This is a genomic window from Pseudomonas sp. SDO524_S393 (assembly GCF_054071875.1).
Map to the genome: position 1 here is coordinate 49,051 of NZ_JBSVVZ010000032.1, position 22,076 is coordinate 71,126.

18 protein-coding genes are annotated in these 22,076 nt (G+C 63.2%); 11 read left to right on the top strand and 7 right to left on the bottom strand.

From position 1 onward, the window contains the following. Positions 1 to 100 precede the first annotated feature (100 nt). The 3 genes from ACW9IB_RS15955 to ACW9IB_RS15965 all read left to right on the top strand — a co-directional run bounded on the left by ACW9IB_RS15955 (position 101) and on the right by ACW9IB_RS15965 (position 3,798). On the top strand, positions 101 to 913 hold the full coding sequence (locus ACW9IB_RS15955; RefSeq protein ID WP_457366143.1) for a cytochrome C assembly family protein: 813 nt from the start codon (positions 101 to 103) through the stop codon (positions 911 to 913). Positions 914 to 925: 12 nt separating this feature from the next. Then, the gene (locus ACW9IB_RS15960) at positions 926 to 2,164 is read left to right on the top strand and encodes a transporter associated domain-containing protein (RefSeq protein ID WP_457414398.1); all 1,239 of its coding nucleotides are present in this window, start codon (positions 926 to 928) and stop codon (positions 2,162 to 2,164) included. A 323-nt stretch (positions 2,165 to 2,487) separates the two neighbouring features. Next, complete coding sequence (locus ACW9IB_RS15965; protein ID WP_457366141.1) at positions 2,488 to 3,798, top strand: MFS transporter; 1,311 nt, start codon at positions 2,488 to 2,490, stop codon at positions 3,796 to 3,798. A gap of 108 nt (positions 3,799 to 3,906) precedes the next feature. On the opposite strand, the gene purT is transcribed toward ACW9IB_RS15965, so the two are convergent. The 5 genes from purT to ACW9IB_RS15990 form a co-directional block, all read right to left on the bottom strand. Next, complete coding sequence (gene purT / locus ACW9IB_RS15970) at positions 3,907 to 5,088, bottom strand: formate-dependent phosphoribosylglycinamide formyltransferase (RefSeq protein ID WP_457414399.1); 1,182 nt, start codon at positions 5,086 to 5,088, stop codon at positions 3,907 to 3,909. A gap of 69 nt (positions 5,089 to 5,157) precedes the next feature. Continuing rightward, entirely contained in the window at positions 5,158 to 5,625 is a 468-nt protein-coding gene (locus ACW9IB_RS15975) for a VUT family protein (RefSeq protein WP_016971941.1), read from the bottom strand. Positions 5,626 to 5,805: 180 nt separating this feature from the next. Further along, positions 5,806 to 6,021 carry a DUF1289 domain-containing protein gene (locus ACW9IB_RS15980; RefSeq protein ID WP_457414400.1) on the bottom strand — a complete coding sequence of 72 codons (216 nt, stop codon included), beginning with the start codon at positions 6,019 to 6,021 and terminating at the stop codon, positions 5,806 to 5,808. Further along, a complete protein-coding gene (locus tag ACW9IB_RS15985; RefSeq protein WP_457414402.1) occupies positions 6,018 to 6,542 on the bottom strand; it encodes a gamma carbonic anhydrase family protein in 525 nt (174 codons plus the stop codon). The genes ACW9IB_RS15980 and ACW9IB_RS15985 overlap by 4 nt, the downstream gene beginning before the upstream one ends. 35 nt (positions 6,543 to 6,577) lie before the next feature. Continuing rightward, positions 6,578 to 7,180: a CoA pyrophosphatase gene (locus ACW9IB_RS15990; RefSeq protein ID WP_457366137.1), complete on the bottom strand. Its 603-nt coding sequence runs from the start codon at positions 7,178 to 7,180 to the stop codon at positions 6,578 to 6,580. A 126-nt stretch (positions 7,181 to 7,306) separates the two neighbouring features. Here ACW9IB_RS15990 and ACW9IB_RS15995 point away from each other — a divergent pair, with 126 nt between their 5' ends. The 7 genes from ACW9IB_RS15995 (at position 7,307) to nagE (ending at position 15,809) form a co-directional block, all read left to right on the top strand. Next, the gene (locus ACW9IB_RS15995) at positions 7,307 to 7,855 is read left to right on the top strand and encodes an NUDIX hydrolase (RefSeq protein ID WP_457366136.1); all 549 of its coding nucleotides are present in this window, start codon (positions 7,307 to 7,309) and stop codon (positions 7,853 to 7,855) included. A 28-nt stretch (positions 7,856 to 7,883) separates the two neighbouring features. Beyond that, positions 7,884 to 8,387, top strand: a complete 504-nt coding sequence (locus ACW9IB_RS16000) for a L,D-transpeptidase family protein (RefSeq protein WP_457414403.1) — start codon at positions 7,884 to 7,886, stop codon at positions 8,385 to 8,387. A 263-nt stretch (positions 8,388 to 8,650) separates the two neighbouring features. Continuing rightward, positions 8,651 to 9,409: a GntR family transcriptional regulator gene (locus tag ACW9IB_RS16005; protein WP_457366134.1), complete on the top strand. Its 759-nt coding sequence runs from the start codon at positions 8,651 to 8,653 to the stop codon at positions 9,407 to 9,409. A gap of 10 nt (positions 9,410 to 9,419) precedes the next feature. Continuing rightward, a complete protein-coding gene (gene nagA / locus ACW9IB_RS16010) occupies positions 9,420 to 10,526 on the top strand; it encodes an N-acetylglucosamine-6-phosphate deacetylase (RefSeq protein WP_457414404.1) in 1,107 nt (368 codons plus the stop codon). Beyond that, complete coding sequence (locus ACW9IB_RS16015; RefSeq protein ID WP_457414405.1) at positions 10,507 to 11,529, top strand: SIS domain-containing protein; 1,023 nt, start codon at positions 10,507 to 10,509, stop codon at positions 11,527 to 11,529. The genes nagA and ACW9IB_RS16015 overlap by 20 nt, the downstream gene beginning before the upstream one ends. Before the next feature lie 36 nt (positions 11,530 to 11,565). Further along, positions 11,566 to 14,076 (top strand): phosphoenolpyruvate--protein phosphotransferase, encoded by a 2,511-nt coding sequence (gene ptsP, locus ACW9IB_RS16020; RefSeq protein WP_457414407.1) that lies wholly within the window; start codon positions 11,566 to 11,568, stop codon positions 14,074 to 14,076. Between the two features lie 26 nt (positions 14,077 to 14,102). Beyond that, positions 14,103 to 15,809: an N-acetylglucosamine-specific PTS transporter subunit IIBC gene (nagE, locus tag ACW9IB_RS16025; protein ID WP_457414409.1), complete on the top strand. Its 1,707-nt coding sequence runs from the start codon at positions 14,103 to 14,105 to the stop codon at positions 15,807 to 15,809. 173 nt (positions 15,810 to 15,982) lie between these two features. On the opposite strand, the gene ACW9IB_RS16030 is transcribed toward nagE, so the two are convergent. Next, positions 15,983 to 16,294 carry an NGG1p interacting factor NIF3 gene (locus tag ACW9IB_RS16030; RefSeq protein WP_457414410.1) on the bottom strand — a complete coding sequence of 104 codons (312 nt, stop codon included), beginning with the start codon at positions 16,292 to 16,294 and terminating at the stop codon, positions 15,983 to 15,985. Positions 16,295 to 16,298: 4 nt separating this feature from the next. Further along, positions 16,299 to 20,195: a phosphoribosylformylglycinamidine synthase gene (purL, locus tag ACW9IB_RS16035; protein ID WP_457414411.1), complete on the bottom strand. Its 3,897-nt coding sequence runs from the start codon at positions 20,193 to 20,195 to the stop codon at positions 16,299 to 16,301. 287 nt (positions 20,196 to 20,482) lie between these two features. On the opposite strand from purL, the gene mltF reads away from it, so the two are divergent. Next, on the top strand, positions 20,483 to 21,943 hold the full coding sequence (gene mltF / locus ACW9IB_RS16040) for a membrane-bound lytic murein transglycosylase MltF (protein ID WP_457366126.1): 1,461 nt from the start codon (positions 20,483 to 20,485) through the stop codon (positions 21,941 to 21,943). The last annotated feature ends 133 nt before the right edge of the window (positions 21,944 to 22,076 follow it).

Here is a 22,076-nt window from a genome sequence, read left to right on the forward strand (position 1 = left end):
AGACTGCCGCCGTGCACACCCGCTGTCTGGCCCGGGAGTCTTTCGTGGAACGCGGGGGTATGCCAAACTCAGCGCCTTTCGGGCTTGTCTATCAGGATTTATGGTCCCCTTGTCACCCAGTTTGCTACCCAGCCTCGCCGCCGCCATTTTGTATGCCGCTGCGACCCTCTACCAGGGCACTCGTCTGGCCAAAGGCGCCAAGGCGGACAAACGCCTGCTCGTGGGCCTTGGCGTGCTGGCCCTGCTGGCCCATGCAGCCAGCCTGTTCACCCACCTGCTGACACCGGTCGGCCTGGGCCTGGACTTTTTCAGCGCCGCCAGCCTGATCGCAGCGGCGGTCATCGCCCTCACGTTGCTGGCCTGCTACCGGATTCCTGTCGAGAACCTGCTGGTGCTGCTGTTCCCGCTGGGCATGCTGACGGTGCTGCTGGCACAGTTCGCCCCCACGGGCACCGTGCAGGTCATCGATGAAGAACCAGGCATCCTTGCCCACATCCTGCTGTCGATCCTCGCCTACGGCATGTTCACCATCGCAGTGTTTCAGGCCTTGCTCCTGCTGCTGCAGGACCACCAGCTCAAGCACAAGCACCCGTCCGGGCTGATCAAGAACTTCCCGCCCCTGCAAACCATGGAAAGCCTGTTGTTCGGCTTCCTCTGGGCCGGCTGGACGTTGCTGTCGCTGTCGCTGATTTCCGGCTGGCTGTTCGTCGAGAATCTCTTCGCCCAGCACCTGGTACACAAAACCTTGCTGGCGTGCCTGGCCTGGGTGGTGTTCAGCGTGCTGCTGTGGGGCCGCAACCGCCTGGGCTGGCGCGGGCACAAGGCGATCCGCTGGACCCTGGCCGGTTTCTGCCTGCTGATGCTGGCCTATTTCGGCAGCAAGCTGGTCCGCGAATACATCCTGCATATCTGACGGGCGGCGAACATGGACAACCTGCCCCTGGGGCCGATGCTCGCGGTAATTGCCCTGCTGGTGTTGTGGGCGGCGCTGTTCACCGCCATCGAAGCGGCCCAGCAGCACCTGCTGGCCCTGCGCCCCGGCACACGTCAGGGTGACAAGGCTGCCGCCCGCCTGAGCTTTCCGCGTAACAGCCTGATTCTGTGCAACACCCTGTGCCGCGGGGTGGTGGTGATTCTCTGCACCCTGCTGGCGATCTATGCCTGGGCGCAAAACGGCCCCTGGCTGGGCTGGCTGATTTCCTCCGCGATCCTGCTGGTCCTGGCCGATTACCTGCCCCGCACCCTGGCCACTCGCTACCCACAGGCGGTGTTGGGTTTTGGCAACGCGCTGCTGGGCGTCCCCCTGAAAATCCTGTACCCCTTCGCCTGGCTGCTCAATGGCGCCAGCCTGTTGTTGCTGCGCCCGTTCGCACGCAAGGCCGGGGTCGTGAAAAACAGCGACGAACCCCTGCCGGAACAGGGCGATGAACCCGAGCCTGAAGCCGACGACGGCCGCACCCCGGGCATGCCCGGCATCCACGCCCTGGACAACATCACGGTCAACGACATCCTGGTCCCTCGCAGTGAGGTGGACGGGATCAACCTGGATGACCCGGTCGAAGACATCATTGAACAGTTGCGCACGTCCCAGCGCACCCGCCTGCCGGTGTTTCACAGCGATATCAATCAGGTCGAAGCCGTGCTCAACACTCGGCAGATCCAACACCTGCTGCCCGATGCCAGCCTTACCAAGGAGGCTTTGCTCGCCGCCTGCCACGAGCCCTACTTCGTCCCGGAAAGCACACCCCTGCAACTGCAATTGCTGAACTTCCATAAACAGCAGCGCCGGCTGGGCATGGTGGTGGACGAATACGGCGAAGTGCTGGGCATCGTGACCCTGGAAGATATCCTCGAAGAAATCGTCGGTGAGTTCGAAAGCGAACAGAATGCGGACAACCCACATGTCGAAGCGCAGCCGGATGGCCGTTACATCATCGACGGCGCCGCCTCCCTGCGCGAACTGAACAAGAGCCTGGGTTGGCACCTGCCCAGCGACGGCCCGAAGACCCTCAACGGCCTGGTGACCGAAGCGCTGGAAACCATCCCCGATTGCGCGGTATGCCTGAAGATCGGTCGCTATCGCCTGGAGATCCTCGAGACCGAGGACAACCGCGTAAGCAAGGTGCTGCTCTGGCACACCAGCCACATACCTGCCGCGACATAAATTACCGCTCCAGGGTTGCATTTGCGCAACGCGAAGCCCAACAAAGGCTGCAGCCCGCAAGATGGATCCCATTTCTCGCTAAAATTCGCCGTTTTCCCCTCTTGTTGAATACTTAGCTCCCTTCCTATAATCCCTGCGGCTTACCCAAGCTTCGCCCGACCGCGTGCTACCCGCACTCCACGAGTCCCGGCACTGCTTTACCCTGCCTGACCGGCGTGCGCTCTTATCCCCGAGCCCTCCCCGTGCATTGCCCATGACCCATGGGTGTTCGGCCCCACAACCATTTCGCGTTCACACGCGCAACGACCGTCAGGGATTTCTCCATGAGCACCACCTACACCGAGGCCGCCGCCGCGCCGCCGAGCAATTCGACAAGTCGGGTTGCCACCGCGAGCATCATCGGCACCGCCATCGAGTTCTACGACTTCTATATCTACGCCACCGCCGCCGCTCTGGTGATCGGGCCGGTGTTCTTCCCGCAGACCTCGGGCACCGCGCAGATGCTGGCGTCGTTCCTGACCTTCGGGATCGCCTTTATCGCCCGACCGCTGGGTTCGGCGCTGTTCGGGCACTTTGGGGACCGTATCGGTCGCAAGTCGACCCTAGTGGCCTCGCTGCTGCTGATGGGCGTGTGCACCACCTTGATCGGCCTGCTGCCGGGCTATGACAGCATTGGCGCCTGGGCGCCGATCCTGTTGTGCGTGCTGCGTTTCGGCCAGGGCCTGGGCCTTGGCGGGGAATGGGGTGGTGCGGCGTTATTGGCCACCGAGAATGCACCCAAGGGCAAGCGCGCCTGGTTCGGCATGTTCCCCCAGTTGGGACCTTCCATCGGGTTCCTTGCGGCGAACGGTTTGTTCCTGATCCTGGCCATGGGCCTGAGTGACGAGCAATTTCGCAGTTGGGGTTGGCGCATTCCGTTCATCCTCAGCGCTGCACTGGTGATGGTCGGCCTGTATGCACGCTTGAAACTGCACGAAACGCCGGTGTTCGCCAATGCCGTGGCCAAACAAGCCCCGGTGAAAGTGCCGCTGGTAGAGCTGTTCAGCCAGCACTGGGTGCCGGTATTGCTGGGCGCCGCCTCAATGGTGGTGTGCTACGCCTTGTTCTACATCACCACTGCGTTTTCCCTGAGCTACGGCGTCTCGACACTGGGCTACAGCCGTGAAACCTTCCTGGGTCTGCTGTGTTTCGCCGTGCTGTTCATGGGCCTGGCCACGCCAATAGCCGCCTGGGCCAGTGACCGTTTCGGACGCAAACCGGTGCTGATCGTCGGCGCGATCCTCACCATTCTGTCGGGCTTTACCATGGAGCCGTTGCTGACCCATGGTTCGACCTGGACGGTGGCACTGTTCCTGGCGCTGGAGCTGTTCCTGATGGGCGTGACGTTCGCACCGATGGGCGCCATGCTGCCGGAACTGTTCCCGACCCGTGTGCGTTATACCGGTGCTTCGGCGGCGTATAACCTGGGCGGGATCGTGGGCGCCTCGGCGGCACCGTTCTTCGCGACCAAGCTGGTGGCGATGGGCGGCCTGAGTTATGTCGGCGGGTATGTGTCGGCGGCAGCGGTGCTCAGCCTGATCGCTGTGCTGTGCCTGAAAGAGACGCGGGACAATGATTTGAATCGCGTCGCCTGATAGACCGGCTCGCGAGCAAGTCGAATCGTCGCACCGCCGCTCCCACAGTTTGAATTGTGAATACCTTCAAATGTGGGAGCTGGCTTGCCTGCGAAGGGCGCGCCGCGGTTACAGCTCGACCACAACAGCCTTGGAAGCCCGCGTGGCCTTGGCCCGGGCCGCTTCGATCGACTCGTCGCGCGCCAGCGCCACACCCATCCGACGCTGGCCATTCACTTCCGGCTTGCCAAACAGGCGCAGCGCCGTATCAGGCTCGCTCAAGGCCGCGCCCAGGTTGGCGAATGCAGTCTGTGTCGACTGCCCTTCCACCAGAATCACCGCCGACGCCGAAGGCCCGAACTGACGGATCAGAGGAATCGGCAGGCCGAGAATCGCGCGCGCGTGCAAGGCAAACTGCGACAGGTCCTGGGAAATCAGGGTCACCAAGCCGGTGTCATGGGGACGCGGCGACACTTCGCTGAACCACACCTGGTCACCCTTGATGAACAACTCCACGCCAAACAGACCACGCCCACCCAGGGCTTCGGTCACGGCCTTGGCCACGCGCTCGGACTCGGCCAACGCGACCGGGCTCATGGCCTGCGGCTGCCAGGACTCCTGGTAGTCGCCCTTCTCCTGACGGTGACCGACAGGCGCACAGAACGTGGTGCCCCCCACGTGACGCACGGTCAGCAGGGTGATTTCGTAGTCAAAGTCGATGAAGCCTTCGATGATCACACGGCCCTTGCCGGCACGCCCGCCTTCCTGGGCGTAGTCCCAGGCTTTCTGCACGTCATCCGCGCTGCGCAGCAGGCTCTGGCCCTTGCCCGACGAACTCATCACCGGCTTGACCACGCACGGGAAGCCCAGGTCCTGGACAGCCTGGCTGTAGTCTTCGAAGGTGTCGGCGAAGTGGTACGGCGAGGTCGGCAGGTCCAGCTCTTCGGCGGCCAGGCGACGGATGCCTTCACGGTTCATGGTCAGCGAGGTGGCGCGCGCGGTCGGGATCACGGTGAAGCCTTCGGCCTCCAGTTCCACCAGGGTGGCAGTGGCGATGGCTTCGATTTCCGGCACGATGAAATGCGGCTTCTCGGCCTCGATCACCGCACGCAGGGCGGCGCCGTCGAGCATGTTGATCACATGGCTGCGATGGGCAACCTGCATGGCCGGTGCGTTCGCGTAGCGATCCACGGCAATCACTTCAACGCCCAGGCGCTGCAGTTCGATTACCACTTCCTTGCCCAGCTCACCGCAGCCACACAGCAAAACGCGGGTCGCGGTTGGCGACAATGGAGTTCCGATTCGGGTCATCTCAGGTCCTCAGGGGAGCGGATCATAGGGAGAAAGGCCGGCATTTTACATGAACCGCAAGAATTGGCCTCAGTTGGCGACAGCCCGTTTGCGCAGGCGCCAGGCCATGATCAGCCACACCACCGTCACCCCGGCGAACTTGGAGACCAGCGCCGTGCCCGCCACCGCGGGTGTCAGCGCACCGATGAGGCCAAAGAAGATAAAGGTGTCGAGGGGGATGCTCAGCGCCGAACTGATCCACAACCGGTCGTGCAACGGACGCTTGGTGATGCTGAACACCAGCCAGTCAATGCACTCGGACACCGCGAACGCCGTGGCGCTGGCCAGCGCAATGGCCGGATCGGACGTGACATACGACAGCACCAGCGCCGCCAGCATCGCGATGATCGCGCCGTGGCCGAAGCGGGTCTGCACCATGTCGCGCAGGATGAAAACCAGGCCGCCCCAGGCGGACCAGATGACATCCAGGTGTGGGGCGGTGGAGAAAGCGAAGTTGATCAGCACGACACTGCTGATGTAGGCGATCAGGAAGAGCATGAAGGGATGGACCTGTGGGTAATGCCACACAGGGTACTTCACATTTGGAAATATGTCGTCCGGGCGGGCCTCATCGCAGCGATGCGGCGGCCCGACAAGCCAGCTCCCACATTCGACCGCGTTTATCCTGTAGGAATGCGGTCAAATTGTGGGAGCGGGCTTGCCCGCGAAAGCGATCTATCAGGCGCCCGATTTCCCCGAAATCATCCACACCAACCCACTCGCCTTCGCCCGCTCATGGCACAACCCCAACACCACCCGGCGCTCGGTGTTGTCCATGCGGCTCCAGCGCGTGATCTCATCCACGGTGCGCTGGCAGCCGGTGCAAATGTCGTCGTCATCCAAGGCGCAAATGCTCACGCACGGCGAGGCGACGGGGCGTTCAGTCGGGTTCATTCTTGCTGCTCAACCAAGTCGCGCGCATACCGCTGCGCGTTATGCACATAGTGCGCGGCGCTCGCTTCCAGCATGCGTTTTTGCGCATCCGTCAGCTCACGCACCACTTTGCCCGGCGAGCCCATCACCAGCGAACCGTCAGGGATTTCCTTGCCTTCGCCGATCAGCGAATTGGCGCCGATGATGCAGTGCTTGCCGATCTTCGCGCCGTTGAGGATCACCGCGTTGATGCCAATCAAGCTGTAATCGTCGACGGTGCAGCCGTGCAGCATGGCGTTGTGGCCGATGGTCACGCCGGTGCCCAGGGTCAGCGGGTAGCCCATGTCGGTGTGCATCACGCTGCCGTCCTGCACGTTGCTGTTCTTGCCGATCAGGATCAATTCATTGTCACCACGCAACACCGCGTTGAACCAGACGTTGGCGCCCTCCTCCAGCTTGACCTTGCCCACCAGCGTGGCATTCGGCGCCACCCAGCTGTTCGGATGCGTCTCGACGCGGGCATCGCCCAGGCGATATTTCATGGTGTTTCCTCACGGCAGGCCATTTAGGTGATGGCTTAGATATTGATGAAGCTCTTGGGCGGCTGGTGCAGGCTGATGTTGGAATCGTCATAGAGCAGGTTGATCAGCTCGACGATCATGATCGCCGTCAGCCCCCAGATCTTGTATTCGCCAAAGCGATAACTGGGCACGTACCAACTGCGGCCCTGGTAGTCGATACGGTGGGTATGCTCGCGCGGATCCTGGCGGAAGAACTCCAGGGGGACGCTGAAAACGGCGGCGATTTCCGCATCGTTGGCCAGGTATTCCACATAGTCGGGGATAACGCCGACATAAGGCGTGACACGAATGCCGTGCTTGGAGATCAGCGGACTCAACGGACCGATGACCTCCACCAGGCCGGGGGGCAAGCCGACTTCTTCTTCGGCCTCGCGCAACGCCGTGAACACCAGGTCCGGGTCTTCGGGGTCGCGGCGCCCACCGGGAAAGGCCACTTCGCCGCCATGGGTCGACAGGCCGCTGGCACGCAGGGTCAGGATCAGCTCGGGTTCGTCACTGCGGGTGATCGGCACCAACACCGCCGCTTCCGGGAAACGATCGTCGGTTTCCAGCGTGCGTGGCGTATGATTGCGTACCCGGCGAAGTAGCTCGTCCAGCATGAGGCATCTCGATCTGTTGGCTACCCCGCATCATGCACCAAAGCGTGCGGGCGCCCAACCCCAAACACAACTTGCGGGCACGGCAGCCGCCACGCCAAGATAGGCGCAGTCCCCAGGAACCCCAGCATGAATTTCTGCAGCCAGTGCGGTAAACCGGTCACCCAACGCATTCCCGAAGGCGACGGTCGCCTGCGTTTTGTCTGTGACCATTGTCAGACCATTCACTACCAGAACCCCAACATCGTTGCCGGCACCTTGCCGTTATGGGGCGACAAGGTGCTGCTGTGCCGCCGCGCCATCGAGCCGCGCCTGGGCTACTGGACCCTGCCCGCCGGCTTCATGGAGAACGGTGAGACCGTGGAACAGGCGGCCGCCCGAGAAACCCTGGAAGAAGCCTGCGCCCGCGTGCGCAACCTGAATATCTACACCCTGATCGATGTACCGCACATCAACCAGGTGCATATCTTCTACCGCGCCGAACTGGTGGACCTGGATTTTGCCGCCGGCCCCGAAAGCCTTGAAGTGAAGCTGTTCGACGAGGCGGACATCCCTTGGTCCGAGCTGGCTTTCCGTACGGTCGGACGTACCCTAGAATACTTTTTCGCCGACCGTCGGCAGCAGGCGTACCCCGTACGCAGCGAAGCCGTTGCGCCCATGGGCAAGCCCACCCAATAAGAACCCGGCACACAGGGATACCGTTTTAATGCGTTGGTTGCTTGCTCTTATCTGTTTGTCGTTCGCTGCCCTGTCTTGCGCCTCCACGGTGGAAACCATCGGCGGCAGGCCCGTCGAGAAAATCCTGGTGCTCAAGTCCGCCCATCAGTTGCAACTGATCCACGACGGCAAACCGTTCAAGACCTACCGCATTTCCCTGGGCAAAAACCCCAAGGGCACCAAACTGATCGAAGGCGACCGCCGCACGCCCGAAGGCTTCTATTGGATCGACTGGCGCAAGACCAGCGACCGTTTCAACCTGGCCATGCACATTTCCTATCCCAATATCAGCGACGCTGCCCGTGCCCGCCGCGAAGGCGTAAAGCCCGGCAGCATGATCATGATCCACGGCACGCCGGACAGCGAAGACTACCCGGAGCAGTGGTTCCATACCCTGGACTGGACCGACGGCTGCATCGGCATGCGCAACGTGGACATGCGTGAAGTCTGGAACCTGGTCAAGGACGGCACCATGATCGAGATTCGTCCCTGATCACCGACCGTTGGTAAATTAATTCAAAAATATTTCCTGCCCTGCGCAGCGCCTGCCGGTGAATACCAGTTCACTGCGCGGGCTGCGTCGTGCTGCGCGCCAGAAAAGACCTCTCTAATACCACTTGATACCACTTGCCACTCCAGGGCCCTGAAACCCGCATTTGCACGGTTTTGGTTGCATTGACATGGTATTTAAGTGGTATTAATTTCCGGCCACTACCGGGCGACAACACTCCAATAACCGCATCGGAAACCATCACGATGAACCCTATCCTGGCCCTGCGCCCCGACGACAAACAGTCCACGCCGCTCTACCTGCAACTGGCCCGCAACCTGGAAGCGGCCATCCATGCCGGCGAGTGGAAATCCGAGCAGGCCCTGCCCTCGGAACGTGTACTCAGCGAGCAGTTGAACATCTCTCGAGTCACCGCGCGCAAGGCCCTGGAGGTCTTGTTCGCCCAAGGCCTGATCCGCCGCAGCCAAGGTTCCGGCACCTTCATCACGCCCCGTTTGGAACAACCGCTGTCACGCCTGTCGGGCTTCAGCGAGATGCTGCGCCTCAAGGGCTTTGTGCCCAGTTCGCAGTGGCTGGAACGCGACCTGACCCCGCCGACCCACGAAGAACTGATCCGCCTGGCTCTGTCGCCCACCGACAAAGTCGCGCGCCTCAAGCGTTTGCGCAAAGCCGATGACACGGTGATGGCGATTGAAACCACCACCATCCCGGCCTCGATCCTCCCCCAGCCCCAGGCATTGGGTAATTCGCTGTACGAATACCTGGAGAGCATCGGCAAGCCCATCGTCCGCGCCTTGCAGCATGTGCAGGCGATCAATGCGTCGGACGAGTTCGCCGCACTGGTGGGCATCGCGCCCGGCACCGCCATGCTGCTGATGTCCCGGGTCGGCTACACCGCCGACAACACGCCCATCGAAATCACCGACACCTACTGCCGCAACGACTACTACGACTTCGTCGCAGAGCTGCGCCGCTACGACTACTCCGCTGAACTGCGAATTTAGAGAACTGCCCATGTCCGAAGACAACATCCTCACGCCCCACGGCTGGATTCGCGGCCGCCTGGTGCATGAGCACGGCAAGGTGATCGCCATCGAAGGCACACCGTGCGACCCGGCCGACAATGACCTGCCCTATGTACTGCCCGGCTTTATCGACCTGCATGTGCACGGCGGTGGCGGCAAGGACATCATGGAAGGCAGCGAAGCCTTCGAGACCATCACCCGCACCCATGTGCGCTTCGGCACCACCTCGTTGCTGGCAACCACCATGACCGCGCCGGTGGAAGAAATCTCCAGCGTGCTGGGCCAGCTCGGCCGTTTCTGCGAACAGCGCCCCGCCGGCAGCGCCCGCGTACTCGGCGTGCACCTGGAAGGCCCCTACATCAACCCCGGCAAGCTCGGCGCCCAACCCAACTTCGCCCACACCGCGCTGATGGCCGAGGTGGAAGCCTACCTGCGCCTGGCGCCGATCCGGGTGATCACCATTGCCCCGGAAATCGCCGGGCACGAGGGCCTGATCCGCGCCCTGAGCCAACGCGGCGTGCGCATGCAGATCGGCCACACCCTGGGCAGCTACGAAGAAGGCGTCGCCGCACTCGCCGCCGGCGCCACCAGTTTCACCCACCTCTACAACGCCATGAGCCCGCTGCATCACCGCGAACCCGGCATCGTCGGCGCGGCCCTGGCCCATGCCCAATTCGCGGAGCTGATCCCGGACTTGCTGCACGTGCACCCCGGCGCCATGCGCGTGGCCTTGCGCTCGATCCCGTGCCTGTATTGCGTCACCGATTCCACCGCCGCCGCCGGCATGCCCGACGGCGAATACAAGCTGGGCAGCCACACCGTCACCAAATGCCTGGGCGGTGTGCGCCTGGCCGACGGCACCCTGGCCGGCAGCACGCTGACCATGGACCAGGCGCTGCGCAACCTGGTGAAGATCGGCCTGCCCCTCAGCGAAGCCTCGCAACGCCTGTCGCAATTCCCGGCGGATTACCTGGGCCTGGAAGAACGCGGCCGCCTGCAACCCGGCAGCTTTGCCGACTGCGTGCGCCTGGACCGCTCCCTGACACTCACCGACGTAATGGTCGAAGGAGAAACCATTGACTTCAAAAATGCTTGAAGAGGCCCTGGCCTCCGGCGACGCCGTCGCGGCACAACTGCAACGCCTGGACCCGCTGCTGGAAGAAATCGCCGGCCGCCTGCGCCGCCAACCGCCGCAAGTGGCGATGACCATCGCCCGGGGCAGTTCGGACCACGCCGCCAGCTACTTTGCCTATGTGGCCATGCAACACGTGGGCATTCCGGTGGCGTCGCTGCCGATGTCCGTGGTGACGCTGCTGCAAGCGCCATTGAAAGTCAGCGGTCAGGTTGCCTTCGGTTTCTCGCAATCGGGGCAAAGCCCGGACCTGGTCAACAGCCTGCGCCTGCTGCGCAAACGCGGGGCCTTGAGCATTTCGATGGTCAACGCCGAAGACTCGCCGCTGGAGGCCGCCTGCGAATTCCATGTGCCACTGTGCGCGGGGCCGGAACAAAGCGTCGCGGCCACCAAGAGCTTTATCGCCACCCTCAGCGCCAGCGCGCAGCTGATCGGCCACTGGAACCAGGAAGCCGAGTTGCTGCACGCCTGCCGCGCCCTCCCCGATGACCTGCGCGAAGCTGCGCGGCAGGATTGGAGCCCAGCCATCGACGCACTGCGCGACTGCCAGCGTTTGATGGTGATCGGCCGTGGCGCCGGCTTTGCCATTGCTCAGGAAGCCGCGCTCAAACTCAAGGAAACCTCGGCGATCCAGGCCGAAGCCTTCAGCAGCGCCGAAGTGCGCCACGGGCCGATGGCCTTGATCGACCACGACTACCCCTTGCTGGTGTTCGCCCCACGCGGCGCCGAGCAGGCCGGCCTGCTGAGCCTGGCCGCCGACATGCGCCAACGCGGCGCCCGTGTGTTGCTGGCGGCGCCGGACGATATCGCCGAACGCGACCTGACCCTGAACCGCGCCGAACACCCGACCCTGGACCCGATCCTGGCCATCCAGAGTTTCTATGTGATGGCCGCTGGCCTGGCGGTTGCCCGGGGCATGAACCCCGACCAGCCACGCCACCTGAGCAAAGTCACTCGCACTCACTGAGTCGATGACCACGTTTTCCTGATGAGTACCGTGCCCATGTCCAACAACAATAATGCAGTGACCCTCAGCGCCCCGTTAAGCGGACCGGTGCTGGCCCTGGGCGACGTTCCCGACGAAGTGTTCGCCAGTCACGCCATGGGCGACGGCATTGCCATCGACCCGCTGAACGATTGCCTGCATGCGCCCTGCGACGGCGTGATCATCCACGTCGCCCGCACCGGTCATGCCTTGACGATTCGGGCCGACAACGGCGCCGAACTGCTGATGCACGTGGGCATCGACACCGTGGAGCTCAATGGCGAAGGCTTCGCGCTGCTGGTCAAGGACGGCGCACGGGTCAGCAAGGGCCAGGCGCTGGTGCAATTTGACCTGGACCGCATTGCGCGCCAGTGCAAAAGCCTGGTCAGCCTGATCATTCTCACCAATGGCGAACGTTTTGATCTGCGTCCGGTGGCCGGGCTTGCGGTGAAGGTGGGTGAGCCGTTGCTGCAGGTGATGCCGCGCTCGGCAGCCACGGTTCAGACTGCGGTGGATAACGCGGTCACCGAGGCCGGCGCCGTTGTACAGATCACCCATCGCGGCGGTTTGCATGCGCGGCCTGCTGCCCTGGTCCGCAACGCGGCGCAGGGTTTCAGCAGCCAGACCACGCTGCACTTCGACGGTAAATCGGCAACCTGCGACAGCTTGATCGGCCTGATGGGCCTGGGCATTGGCGAAGGCGACGAGGTCAGAGTGACCTGTCGCGGCAAAGACGCCGAAGCGGCGTTACCGGCCGTGGTTGCCGCCTTGTCAGCCACGATCAAGGAAGAACACCACGCCCCCGTGGCCGTTGCCCCACGCCGGGTCAACACCGAAGCCGACGTGCTGCAAGGCGTCTGCGCCGCACCGGGGCTGGTCTGCGGGCCGCTGCTGCGCCTTACCGGCATCGAGCTGCCGGAAGACACCGGCAACCACGCCGCCGATGAACAACTGCAACGCCTGGACGCCGCCCTGGAACAGGTACGTGGTGAAATCCGCAGCACCTTGAAACAGGCACAGCAACGCAAGGCTGTGGAAGAAGAAGATATCTTCGCCGCCCACCTCGCCCTGCTGGACGACCCCGCCCTGCTGGACGCCGCGACCGGTGCCATCGAACACGGCAGCGCCGCCACGCACGCCTGGCGCGACGCCATCCAGGCACAGTGCGCCGTGTTGCAAGCCCTCGGCAAACCGCTGTTCGCCGAGCGTTCCAATGACCTGCGCGACCTGCAACAACGTGTGCTGCGTGCCTTGCTGGGCGAGGCCTGGCACTTCGAGCTGCCCGCTGGCGCTATCGTCAGCGCCCACGAACTGACCCCTTCCGACCTGCTGCAACTGAGCGCGCAACAGGCTGCCGGCATCTGCATGGCCGAAGGCGGCGCGACCTCCCACGTGGCGATCCTGGCACGGGGCAAAGGCTTGCCCTGTGTGGTCGCATTGGGTAGCGAAGTGCTGGAGGTGCCCCAAGGCCAGCGCGTGGTGCTCGACGCCGCCAATGGCCGTCTGGAACTGGCCCCCAGCGCAGCGCGTCACGCCGAAGTGCACCAGATTCGCGACGCGCAGAAACAGCGACGCCAGCAGCAACAGGTCCAGGCCCGGCAACCGGCGCAGACCACCGACGGATTGCTCGTCGAAGTCGCCGCCAACGTCGCTTCCAGCGCCGAAGCCCAAGTGGCGTTTGAAAACGGCGCCGATGGCGTCGGCCTGCTACGCACCGAATTCCTCTTCGTCGACCGCCGCACCGCGCCGGATGAACAGGAACAGCGCCAGGCCTACCAGGCCGTGCTGGATGCCATGGGCGACAAGTCGGTGATCATTCGCACCATCGATGTGGGCGGCGACAAACAGCTCGACTATCTGCCACTGCCGGTCGAGGCCAACCCGGTGTTGGGCCTGCGCGGCATTCGCATGGCGCACGTGCGTCCGGAACTGCTCGACCAGCAACTACGCGCGCTGCTGCAAGTGAGCCCGCTGGAACGCTGCCGCATCCTGCTGCCCATGGTCAGCGAAGTGGATGAACTGCTGCAGATCCGCCAACGCCTGGATGAACTGTGCGCCGAGCTGGAACTGACCCAGCGTCCCGAGCTGGGGGTGATGATCGAGGTACCCGCCGCCGCGCTGATGGCCGAGCAACTGGCCAGGCATGCGGACTTTTTGTCCATCGGCACCAACGACCTGTCCCAGTACACCCTGGCCATGGACCGCGACCACGCCGGCCTCGCCGCCCGCGTCGATGCACTGCACCCGGCGTTGTTGCGGCTGATCGCCCAGACCTGTGCCGGCGCGGCTAAACACGGACGCTGGGTTGGCGTGTGCGGCGCCCTCGCCTCCGACCCGCTGGCCACGCCGGTATTGGTGGGCCTGGGGGTCAGCGAGCTGTCGGTGAGCCCGCCGCAGATCGGAGAAATCAAGGACCGCGTCCGCCACCTGGACGCGGCGCAATGCCGGCAAATCAGCCAAGGCTTGCTCGACCTGAGCAGCGCCAAGGCCGTTCGCCAAGCCTGTCAACACCACTGGCCGCTGAGCTGACAACAACAAGAAAAGGGAGACTCGCCATGTACCAACATTTCATCGAAGGCCTGCAACGCCTGGGCCGTGCACTGATGCTGCCGATCGCGATCCTGCCGATCGCCGGCCTTCTGCTGCGCCTGGGTGATACGGATCTTTTGAACATCGCCGTGATGCACGACGCCGGGCAAGCGATCTTCGCCAACCTGGCGCTGATCTTCGCCATCGGCATTGCCGTGGGATTCGCCCGCGACAATAACGGCACCGCCGGCCTGGCCGGGGCGATTGGTTACCTGGTGATGATCTCCACCCTCAAGGTGATGGACTCGACCATCAACATGGGCATGCTCGCCGGGATCGCCAGCGGTTTGATGGCCGGCGCGCTGTACAACCGTTTCAAGGACATCAAGCTGCCGGAATACCTGGCGTTCTTCGGCGGGCGACGCTTTGTGCCGATCGTCACCGGTTTTTCGGCGGTCGCCCTGGGCGTGATCTTCGGCCTGATCTGGCCGCCGATCCAGCATGGCATCAACAGCTTCGGCGTGCTGCTGATGGAAAGCGGCAGCCTGGGCGCGTTCGTGTTCGGCGTGTTCAACCGCTTGCTGATCGTCACCGGCTTGCACCACATCCTCAACAACATGGCGTGGTTCGTATTTGGCAGCTTTACCGACCCGGTGACCGGCGCGGTCGTGACCGGCGACCTGACCCGCTACTTCGCCGGTGACCCGCAAGGCGGCCAGTTCATGACCGGCATGTTCCCGGTGATGCTGTTCGGCCTGCCCGCAGCGTGCCTGGCGATGTACCGCAATGCATTGCCGGAGCGCCGTAAAGTGATGGGCGGGATTTTCCTGTCCATGGCGTTGACCTCGTTCCTGACCGGGGTGACCGAGCCGATCGAGTTTGCGTTCATGTTCCTCGCGCCGTTCCTGTACCTGATCCACGCGGTGTTGACCGGCTTGTCGATGGCCGTGACCAACCTGCTGAATATCCACCTGGGCTTTACCTTCTCCGGCGGTTTTATCGACATGGTGCTGGGTTGGGGCAAGTCCACCAACGGCTGGCTGGTGTTCCCGGTGGGCTTGGCGTACGCGGTGGTCTACTACAGCGTGTTCAACTACTGCATTCGGCGCTTCAACTTGAAGACGCCAGGCCGTGAAGACATACAGGTGGTGCAGGCTGAGGTGATGTCGGATAACCAGCGCGCCACGGCCTACATCCAGGCCCTGGGTGGTGCGGCGAACTTGCTGAGCGTCGGTGCCTGCACCACGCGCCTGCGGTTGGACATGGTGGATCGCAACAAAGCCGTGGATGCCGAACTGAAAGCGCTGGGCGCCATGGCGGTCGTACGGCCCGGGAATGGCGGGAGCTTGCAGGTGGTGGTCGGGCCGATGGCCGATAGCATTGCCGATGAGATTCGCTTGGCAATGCCTTCGTTTGCAGCCAGTGCGCCTGTCGCAGTTCCGCCTGTGGATAAGCCGGTGGCGGTAAATGTGCAGGAGGCCGAGAAATGGCTGAATGCGCTGGGAGGCCGGGAAAATGTGCGGCAGTTGGAAGCCGTGGCGATGACGCGGTTGCGGGTGGAATTGGGGGATGATTCGGTGTTGTCGGAAGCGGACCTGACCGCACTGGGTTGCCAAGGGGTCAGCCAGATGGAAAGCGGCGTTTGGCACCTGTTGATCGGTGACAAGGCGTCAGGGTTGAGCGATGCGTTGGAGCGGTTGGTCAGCGGTCGCCAGGTTGGGGCCGGGGCCTGATTATTCTTTGCCTGAACAGGCCTCATCGCGGGCAAGCCCGGCTCCCACATTTTTTATCTGTGAATGCATTCAACATGTGGGAGCGGGCTTGCTCGCGAATAGGCCCTCACAGGCAACAAAAAACCCGCTGACCAAACTGGCCCAGCGGGTTTCCTGTTTTCACAGCCGTCGAATCAAAAGTCCGCCAACTGCCACACCTCATACGCCGGTGTCTCGTACGGGTGACTGAGTTTGAGCGCAGCCACAACAGCCACGATCAACTCATCCGCCACCACCAACTCCACCTTCCACTCTTCAACCACTTCAACCTGGCCCACCTGCCCGAGAAACGGCTGGCTGCCGTCCATCGCGCGGAATTGGCCCTGGCCCAGCACTTGCCAGGCGCAGCTGTCGTAATTGCCGATGCGCCCGCCGCCAGCAGCGAAGACGGCGGTTTTCACCGTCTCCACATGGCTGTCGGGTACGAAGAAGGCGAGCTTGTACACCGTCTTAGTTCACCCACACGCGGGCGTTGCGGAACATGCGCATCCAGGCGCCGTCTTCGTTCCACTCTTCCGGACGCCACGAGTTCTGTACGGCGCGGAATACGCGCTCCGGGTGCGGCATCATGATGGTGACGCGACCGTCGCGGCTGGTGAGGCCGGTGATCCCGCGCGGCGAGCCGTTCGGGTTGGCCGGGTAGGTCTCGGTGACCTTGCCGTGGTTGTCGACGAAACGCATGGCCACGCAGCCGGACAGGTCGGCTTCCAGCAACGCTTCTTCGCTTTCGAACTCGGCATGGCCTTCACCGTGGGCGATGGCGATCGGCATGCGCGAACCGGCCATGCCTTGCAGGAAGATCGAGTTGGACTCCTGCACCTGCACCATGGCGACTCGGGCTTCGAACTGCTCGGACCGGTTGCGCACGAAGTGCGGCCAGAACTCGCTGCCCGGGATCAGCTCGTGAAGGTTGGACATCATCTGGCAACCGTTGCACACACCCAGGGTGAAGCTGTCGTTGCGCTCGAAGAAGCCCTGGAACGCGTCGCGGGCACGGCTGTTGAACAGGGCCGATTTGGCCCAGCCTTCACCGGCACCCAGCACGTCGCCGTAGGAGAAACCACCACAGGCCACCAGGCCTTTGAATTCGTTGAGGTCAACGCGACCGGCGAGGATGTCGCTCATGTGCACGTCAATCGCATTAAAGCCGGCACGGTCGAACGCCGCCGCCATTTCCACCTGGCCGTTGACGCCCTGCTCACGCAGCACGGCAACCTGTGGGCGAATGCCTTTCTTGATGTAAGGCGCGGCGATGTCCTGGTTGACGTCGAAGCTGAGCTTGGTGCTCAGGCCCGGGTTGTCTTCCTCCAGGATCACGTCGAACTCCTGCTCGGCGCAGTCGGCGTTGTCACGCAGGCGCTGGATCTGGTAGCTGGTCTCGGCCCACTGGCGTTGCAGCAGACGGCGCTGGCCTTCGAACACGGTGTCGCCGTTGAACACGATGTTGATTTCACCGTTGTTGATCGGCTGGCCGATCACCGCTACGCAGTCACCCAGGCCAGCGGCGCTGAATTGTGCGAGCACATCCGGGGTGGCGTCCTGGCGAACCTGAATCACCGCGCCCAGTTCTTCGTTGAACAGAATGCCGTTGATCTCGGCAGCATCCTCGGCAACGCTGTCGAGCACGATGTTCAGGCCGCAGTGACCGGCGAAGGCCATTTCGACCACGCTGGTCAGCAGACCACCGTCGGAACGGTCGTGGTAAGCCAGCAAATGGCCGTCGGCATTGAGGCCCTGGATCACGGCGAAGAAGGCTTTCAGGTCTTCGGCGTCATCGACGTCCGGCGCTTGCTTGCCGAGCTTGCCATGGGTTTGCGCCAGGATGGACGCGCCCATGCGGTTCTGGCCACGGCCCAGGTCGATCAGGATCAGATCGGTGGTGCCCTTGTCCATGCGCAGTTGCGGGGTGAGGGTCTGGCGGATGTCGGTGACCGGTGCGAAACCGGTGACGATCAGCGACAGCGGCGAGGTGACGTTCTTGTCCGAACCGTCTTCTTTCCAGCGGGTGGCCATGGACATGGAGTCCTTGCCCACGGGGATGGTCAGGCCCAGCTCAGGGCACAGTTCCATGCCGACCGCTTTCACGGTGTCGTACAGACGGGCGTCTTCACCCGGGTGACCGGCGGCGGACATCCAGTTGGCCGACAGTTTGATGTCGGACAGTTTGCCAATGCGCGATGCGGCCAGGTTGGTGAGGGTTTCACCGATGGCCATGCGGCCCGACGCCGGAGCGTCCAGCAGAGCCAGCGGCGTACGCTCGCCCATGGCCATGGCTTCACCGGTGTACACATCGAAGCTGGTGGCGGTGACGGCGACGTCGGCCACCGGTACTTGCCATGGCCCCACCATTTGGTCACGGGCCACCAGGCCGGTGATGGTGCGGTCGCCGATGGTGATCAGGAAGCTTTTGCTCGCCACGGCCGGGTGGTGCAGCACGCGCTCGATGCTGTCGGCCAGTTCCAGCTGGCTTGGGTCGAAATCATCACCCAGCTCGGCTTCACGCTTGGCCGAACGGTGCATGCGCGGTGCCTTGCCCAGCAGCACTTCCAGCGGCATGTCCACCGGGCTGTTGCCGAAGTGGCTGTCCGTGACCGTCAGTTGTGGCTCGGCAGTGGCTTCGCCGACCACGGCGAACGGGCAGCGCTCGCGTTCGCAGATGGCCTGGAAGCGTGCGAAGTCTTCAGGGCCCACGGCCAGAACGTAGCGTTCCTGGGATTCGTTGCTCCAGATTTCGTGCGGGGCCATGCCCGGCTCGTCGTTTGGAATGTTGCGCAGTTCGAAACGGCCACCGCGGTCGCCATCGTTGACCAGTTCCGGGAAGGCGTTGGACAGGCCACCAGCGCCGACGTCGTGGATAAAGCTGATCGGGTTCTTGTCACCCAGTTGCCAGCAACGGTCGATGACTTCCTGGCAGCGACGCTCCATTTCCGGGTTTTCGCGCTGTACGGAAGCGAAGTCCAGGTCCGCCGAGCTGGTGCCGGTGGCCATGGAGGAAGCCGCGCCGCCGCCCAGACCGATCAACATCGCCGGGCCGCCGAGCACGATCAGCTTGGAACCGACCACGATCTCGCCTTTCTTGACGTGTTCTTCACGGATGTTGCCCATGCCGCCGGCCAGCATGATCGGCTTGTGGTAGCCGCGCACTTCATCGCCACGGGGGGTGGTGATGGACTGTTCGAAGGTACGGAAATAGCCGGTGAGGGCCGGACGCCCGAATTCGTTGTTGAACGCGGCGCCGCCCAGCGGGCCTTCGATCATGATGTCCAGCGCAGTCACGATGCGCTCGGGCTTGCCGTACGGCACTTCCCAAGGCTGTTCGAAGCCCGGGATCTGCAGGTTGGACACGGTGAAACCGGTGAGGCCCGCCTTTGGCTTGGCGCCACGGCCGGTGGCACCTTCGTCACGGATTTCGCCGCCGGAACCGGTGGCGGCGCCCGGGAACGGAGCAATCGCGGTCGGGTGGTTGTGGGTCTCGACCTTCATCAGGATGTGCACCGGCTCCTGCACCGCGCCGTACTGGCGGGTTTCGGGGTCCGGGAAGAAACGACCGGCGACGTTGCCGACGATCACCGAGGCGTTGTCTTTATAAGCCGACAGAACACCTTCGCTGTGCATCACGTAGGTGTTCTTGATCATGCCGAACAGGCTTTTTTCCTGGCTTTCGCCGTCGATGTCCCAGCTGGCGTTGAAGATCTTGTGACGGCAGTGCTCGGAGTTGGCCTGGGCGAACATCATCAGTTCGATGTCGTGCGGGTTGCGCTTGAGGCCGTTGAAAGCGTTGACCAGGTAGTCGATCTCGTCTTCGGCTAGGGCCAGGCCCAGTTCGGTGTTGGCCTTCTCGAGGGCGGCGCGGCCACCGCCCAGCACGTCGATGGCGGTGAGCGGCTTGGGTTCGGCATGGCTGAACAGGCCGGCAGCCTGTTCCAGCTGGCCGACGATGATCTGGGTCATGCGGTCATGCAGGCTGCTGGCGATCAGCTCGGCCTCGGCTTCGCTGAACTGGCCAGCGACATAGAAGGCGATACCGCGCTCCAGACGCTGGATTTTTTCCAGGCCGCAGTTACGGGCGATGTCGCTGGCCTTGCTCGACCAGGGCGAGATGGTGCCGAACCGCGGCAGAACCAGAAACAGCCGGCCAGTCGGCTCTTGAACAGGAACGCTGGGACCGTACTTCAGAAGGCGTGCCAGCACTTGCTGCTCATCAGCGGTCAATGCGCCGGTAACGTCGGCGAAGTGAGCAAATTCAGCGTACAGGCCTGTAACAGCTGGAACCTTCTGGCTCAGTTGCTCAAGGAGTTTGCTGTGGCGAAAGGCAGAAAGGGCAGGAGCGCCGCGCAGGATCAACATCTTCGGGACAGCCTCGGGAAGGGGGTGTGCTTTGAGGCCGTGCATTCTAGCGTAAACCGCCGCCAACGGCACCCGAAACGGCACCGCTGGCCGTCGCCGGACGTCAGTTGGCCGGATTACACCGCTGGCGGAGGGCCATCCGGGGTATTCCGGGCAGTTATTTTAACCGTCACAATCGCTCGCCAAGCCCCGTTTCTGCGGGCTGCAGCACAGTTTTGGCGGCGCTAGCAGACAAGTCCCACGCTGTCGAGATATGGCGCCGTGGGCCGTTTGCGTATACTGCGCAGATGTTCTCCCCAACTGCTTTGCGCCCGCGGTGCGCCAAATGGCTCATCGCTACCGGACTCTTCCTGATGCTCAGCGCCTGTGTTGATAAACCCAGCACGCTCGAGCGAATCAAGGAGGATGGCGTGTTGCGGGTGATTACCCGGAACAGTCCGGCCACGTATTTCCAGGACCGCAACGGTGAAACCGGCTTCGAGTACGAACTGGTCAAACGGTTTGCCGACGACCTGGGCGTCAAGCTGGAAATCGAGACAGCCGACAACCTCGACGACCTGTTCGGCCAACTGGGCAAGCCCAACGGCCCGGTCCTCGCCGCCGCCGGCCTGGTCAGCAGTGAACAGCGCCAGCAGCAGGTACGCTTCTCCCATCCATACCTGGAAGTGACACCGCAGATCATCTATCGCAACGGTCAGTCCCGTCCGACGAACGCGGCGGACCTGGTGGGCAAGAAGATCATGGTGCTCAAAGGCAGCACCCACGCCGAGCAACTGGCGGCGCTTAAAAAGCAGAATCCTGCGATCGAATACGAAGAATCCGACGCCGTTGAGGTGGTCGACCTGCTGCGCATGGTCGACGAAGGCCAGATCGACCTGACCCTGGTGGACTCCAACGAAGTGGCGATGAACCAGGTCTACTTCGCCAACGTGCGCGTGGCGTTCGACCTGGGCAACGCCAGCAACCAGAGTTGGGCCGTGGCCGCCGGCGAAGACAACAGCCTGCTCAACGAGATCAACAGCTACCTGGACAAGGTCGAGAAGAACGGCACCCTGCAGCGTCTGAAGGACCGTTATTACGGACACGTCGATGTCCTAGGCTACGTGGGCGCCTACACCTTCGCCCAGCACCTGCAGCAGCGTTTGCCCAAATACGAGAAACACTTTCGGGCCTATGCCAAGGAAGAAAAGGTCGACTGGCGCCTGCTCGCCGCCATCGGTTACCAGGAATCCCTGTGGCAACCGGCGGTCACCTCCAAGACCGGCGTGCGCGGCCTGATGATGCTGACCCAGAACACCGCCCAGGCCATGGGCGTGTCCAACCGACTGGACGCCAGGCAAAGCATCATGGGCGGCGCCAAGTACCTGGCCAAGATCAAGGATGAACTGGACGACAGCATCGCCGAACCGGATCGCACCTGGTTCGCCCTCGCCGCCTACAACGTCGGCACCGGCCACCTGGATGACGCGCGCACCCTGGCCAAGCGCGAGGGCCTGAACCCGAACAAGTGGCTCGACGTGAAGAAGATGCTCCCGCGCCTGTCGCAGAAGCAGTGGTACAGCAAGACCCGCTACGGCTACGCCCGGGGCGGCGAGCCGGTGCACTTCGTGGCGAACATCCGGCGCTACTACGACATCCTGACCTGGGTGACCCAGCCGCAGTTGGAAGGCAACCAGGTGGTCGAGGGCAACTTGCATGTACCGGGTGTGGACAAGACCAAGCCCCCGGAAGACAACCCGCAGCTTTAAAAGCAGGAACACAGCCCAGTGAGCGGGCCTGTGTGGTGAGCGGGCTTGCCCCTGATCCACCCCCTGCATGGACACCACAAAACAAATGTGGGAGCGGGCTTGCCCGCGAATGCGGAGTGTCAGCCACTGAATG

Excerpts from the sequence above, each read along its gene's own strand:
- ACW9IB_RS15955 (WP_457366143.1), top strand. The coding sequence starts at position 101 with ATGGTCCCCTTGTCACCCAGTTTGCTACCCAGCCTCGCCGCCGCCATT.
- ACW9IB_RS15960 (WP_457414398.1), top strand. The coding sequence starts at position 926 with ATGGACAACCTGCCCCTGGGGCCGATGCTCGCGGTAATTGCCCTGCTG.
- ACW9IB_RS15965 (WP_457366141.1), top strand. The coding sequence starts at position 2,488 with ATGAGCACCACCTACACCGAGGCCGCCGCCGCGCCGCCGAGCAATTCG.
- purT (WP_457414399.1), bottom strand. The coding sequence starts at position 5,088 with ATGACCCGAATCGGAACTCCATTGTCGCCAACCGCGACCCGCGTTTTG.
- ACW9IB_RS15975 (WP_016971941.1), bottom strand. The coding sequence starts at position 5,625 with ATGCTCTTCCTGATCGCCTACATCAGCAGTGTCGTGCTGATCAACTTC.
- ACW9IB_RS15980 (WP_457414400.1), bottom strand. The coding sequence starts at position 6,021 with ATGAACCCGACTGAACGCCCCGTCGCCTCGCCGTGCGTGAGCATTTGC.
- ACW9IB_RS15985 (WP_457414402.1), bottom strand. The coding sequence starts at position 6,542 with ATGAAATATCGCCTGGGCGATGCCCGCGTCGAGACGCATCCGAACAGC.
- ACW9IB_RS15990 (WP_457366137.1), bottom strand. The coding sequence starts at position 7,180 with ATGCTGGACGAGCTACTTCGCCGGGTACGCAATCATACGCCACGCACG.
- ACW9IB_RS15995 (WP_457366136.1), top strand. The coding sequence starts at position 7,307 with ATGAATTTCTGCAGCCAGTGCGGTAAACCGGTCACCCAACGCATTCCC.
- ACW9IB_RS16000 (WP_457414403.1), top strand. The coding sequence starts at position 7,884 with ATGCGTTGGTTGCTTGCTCTTATCTGTTTGTCGTTCGCTGCCCTGTCT.
- ACW9IB_RS16005 (WP_457366134.1), top strand. The coding sequence starts at position 8,651 with ATGAACCCTATCCTGGCCCTGCGCCCCGACGACAAACAGTCCACGCCG.
- nagA (WP_457414404.1), top strand. The coding sequence starts at position 9,420 with ATGTCCGAAGACAACATCCTCACGCCCCACGGCTGGATTCGCGGCCGC.
- ptsP (WP_457414407.1), top strand. The coding sequence starts at position 11,566 with ATGTCCAACAACAATAATGCAGTGACCCTCAGCGCCCCGTTAAGCGGA.
- nagE (WP_457414409.1), top strand. The coding sequence starts at position 14,103 with ATGTACCAACATTTCATCGAAGGCCTGCAACGCCTGGGCCGTGCACTG.
- purL (WP_457414411.1), bottom strand. The coding sequence starts at position 20,195 with ATGTTGATCCTGCGCGGCGCTCCTGCCCTTTCTGCCTTTCGCCACAGC.
- mltF (WP_457366126.1), top strand. The coding sequence starts at position 20,483 with ATGTTCTCCCCAACTGCTTTGCGCCCGCGGTGCGCCAAATGGCTCATC.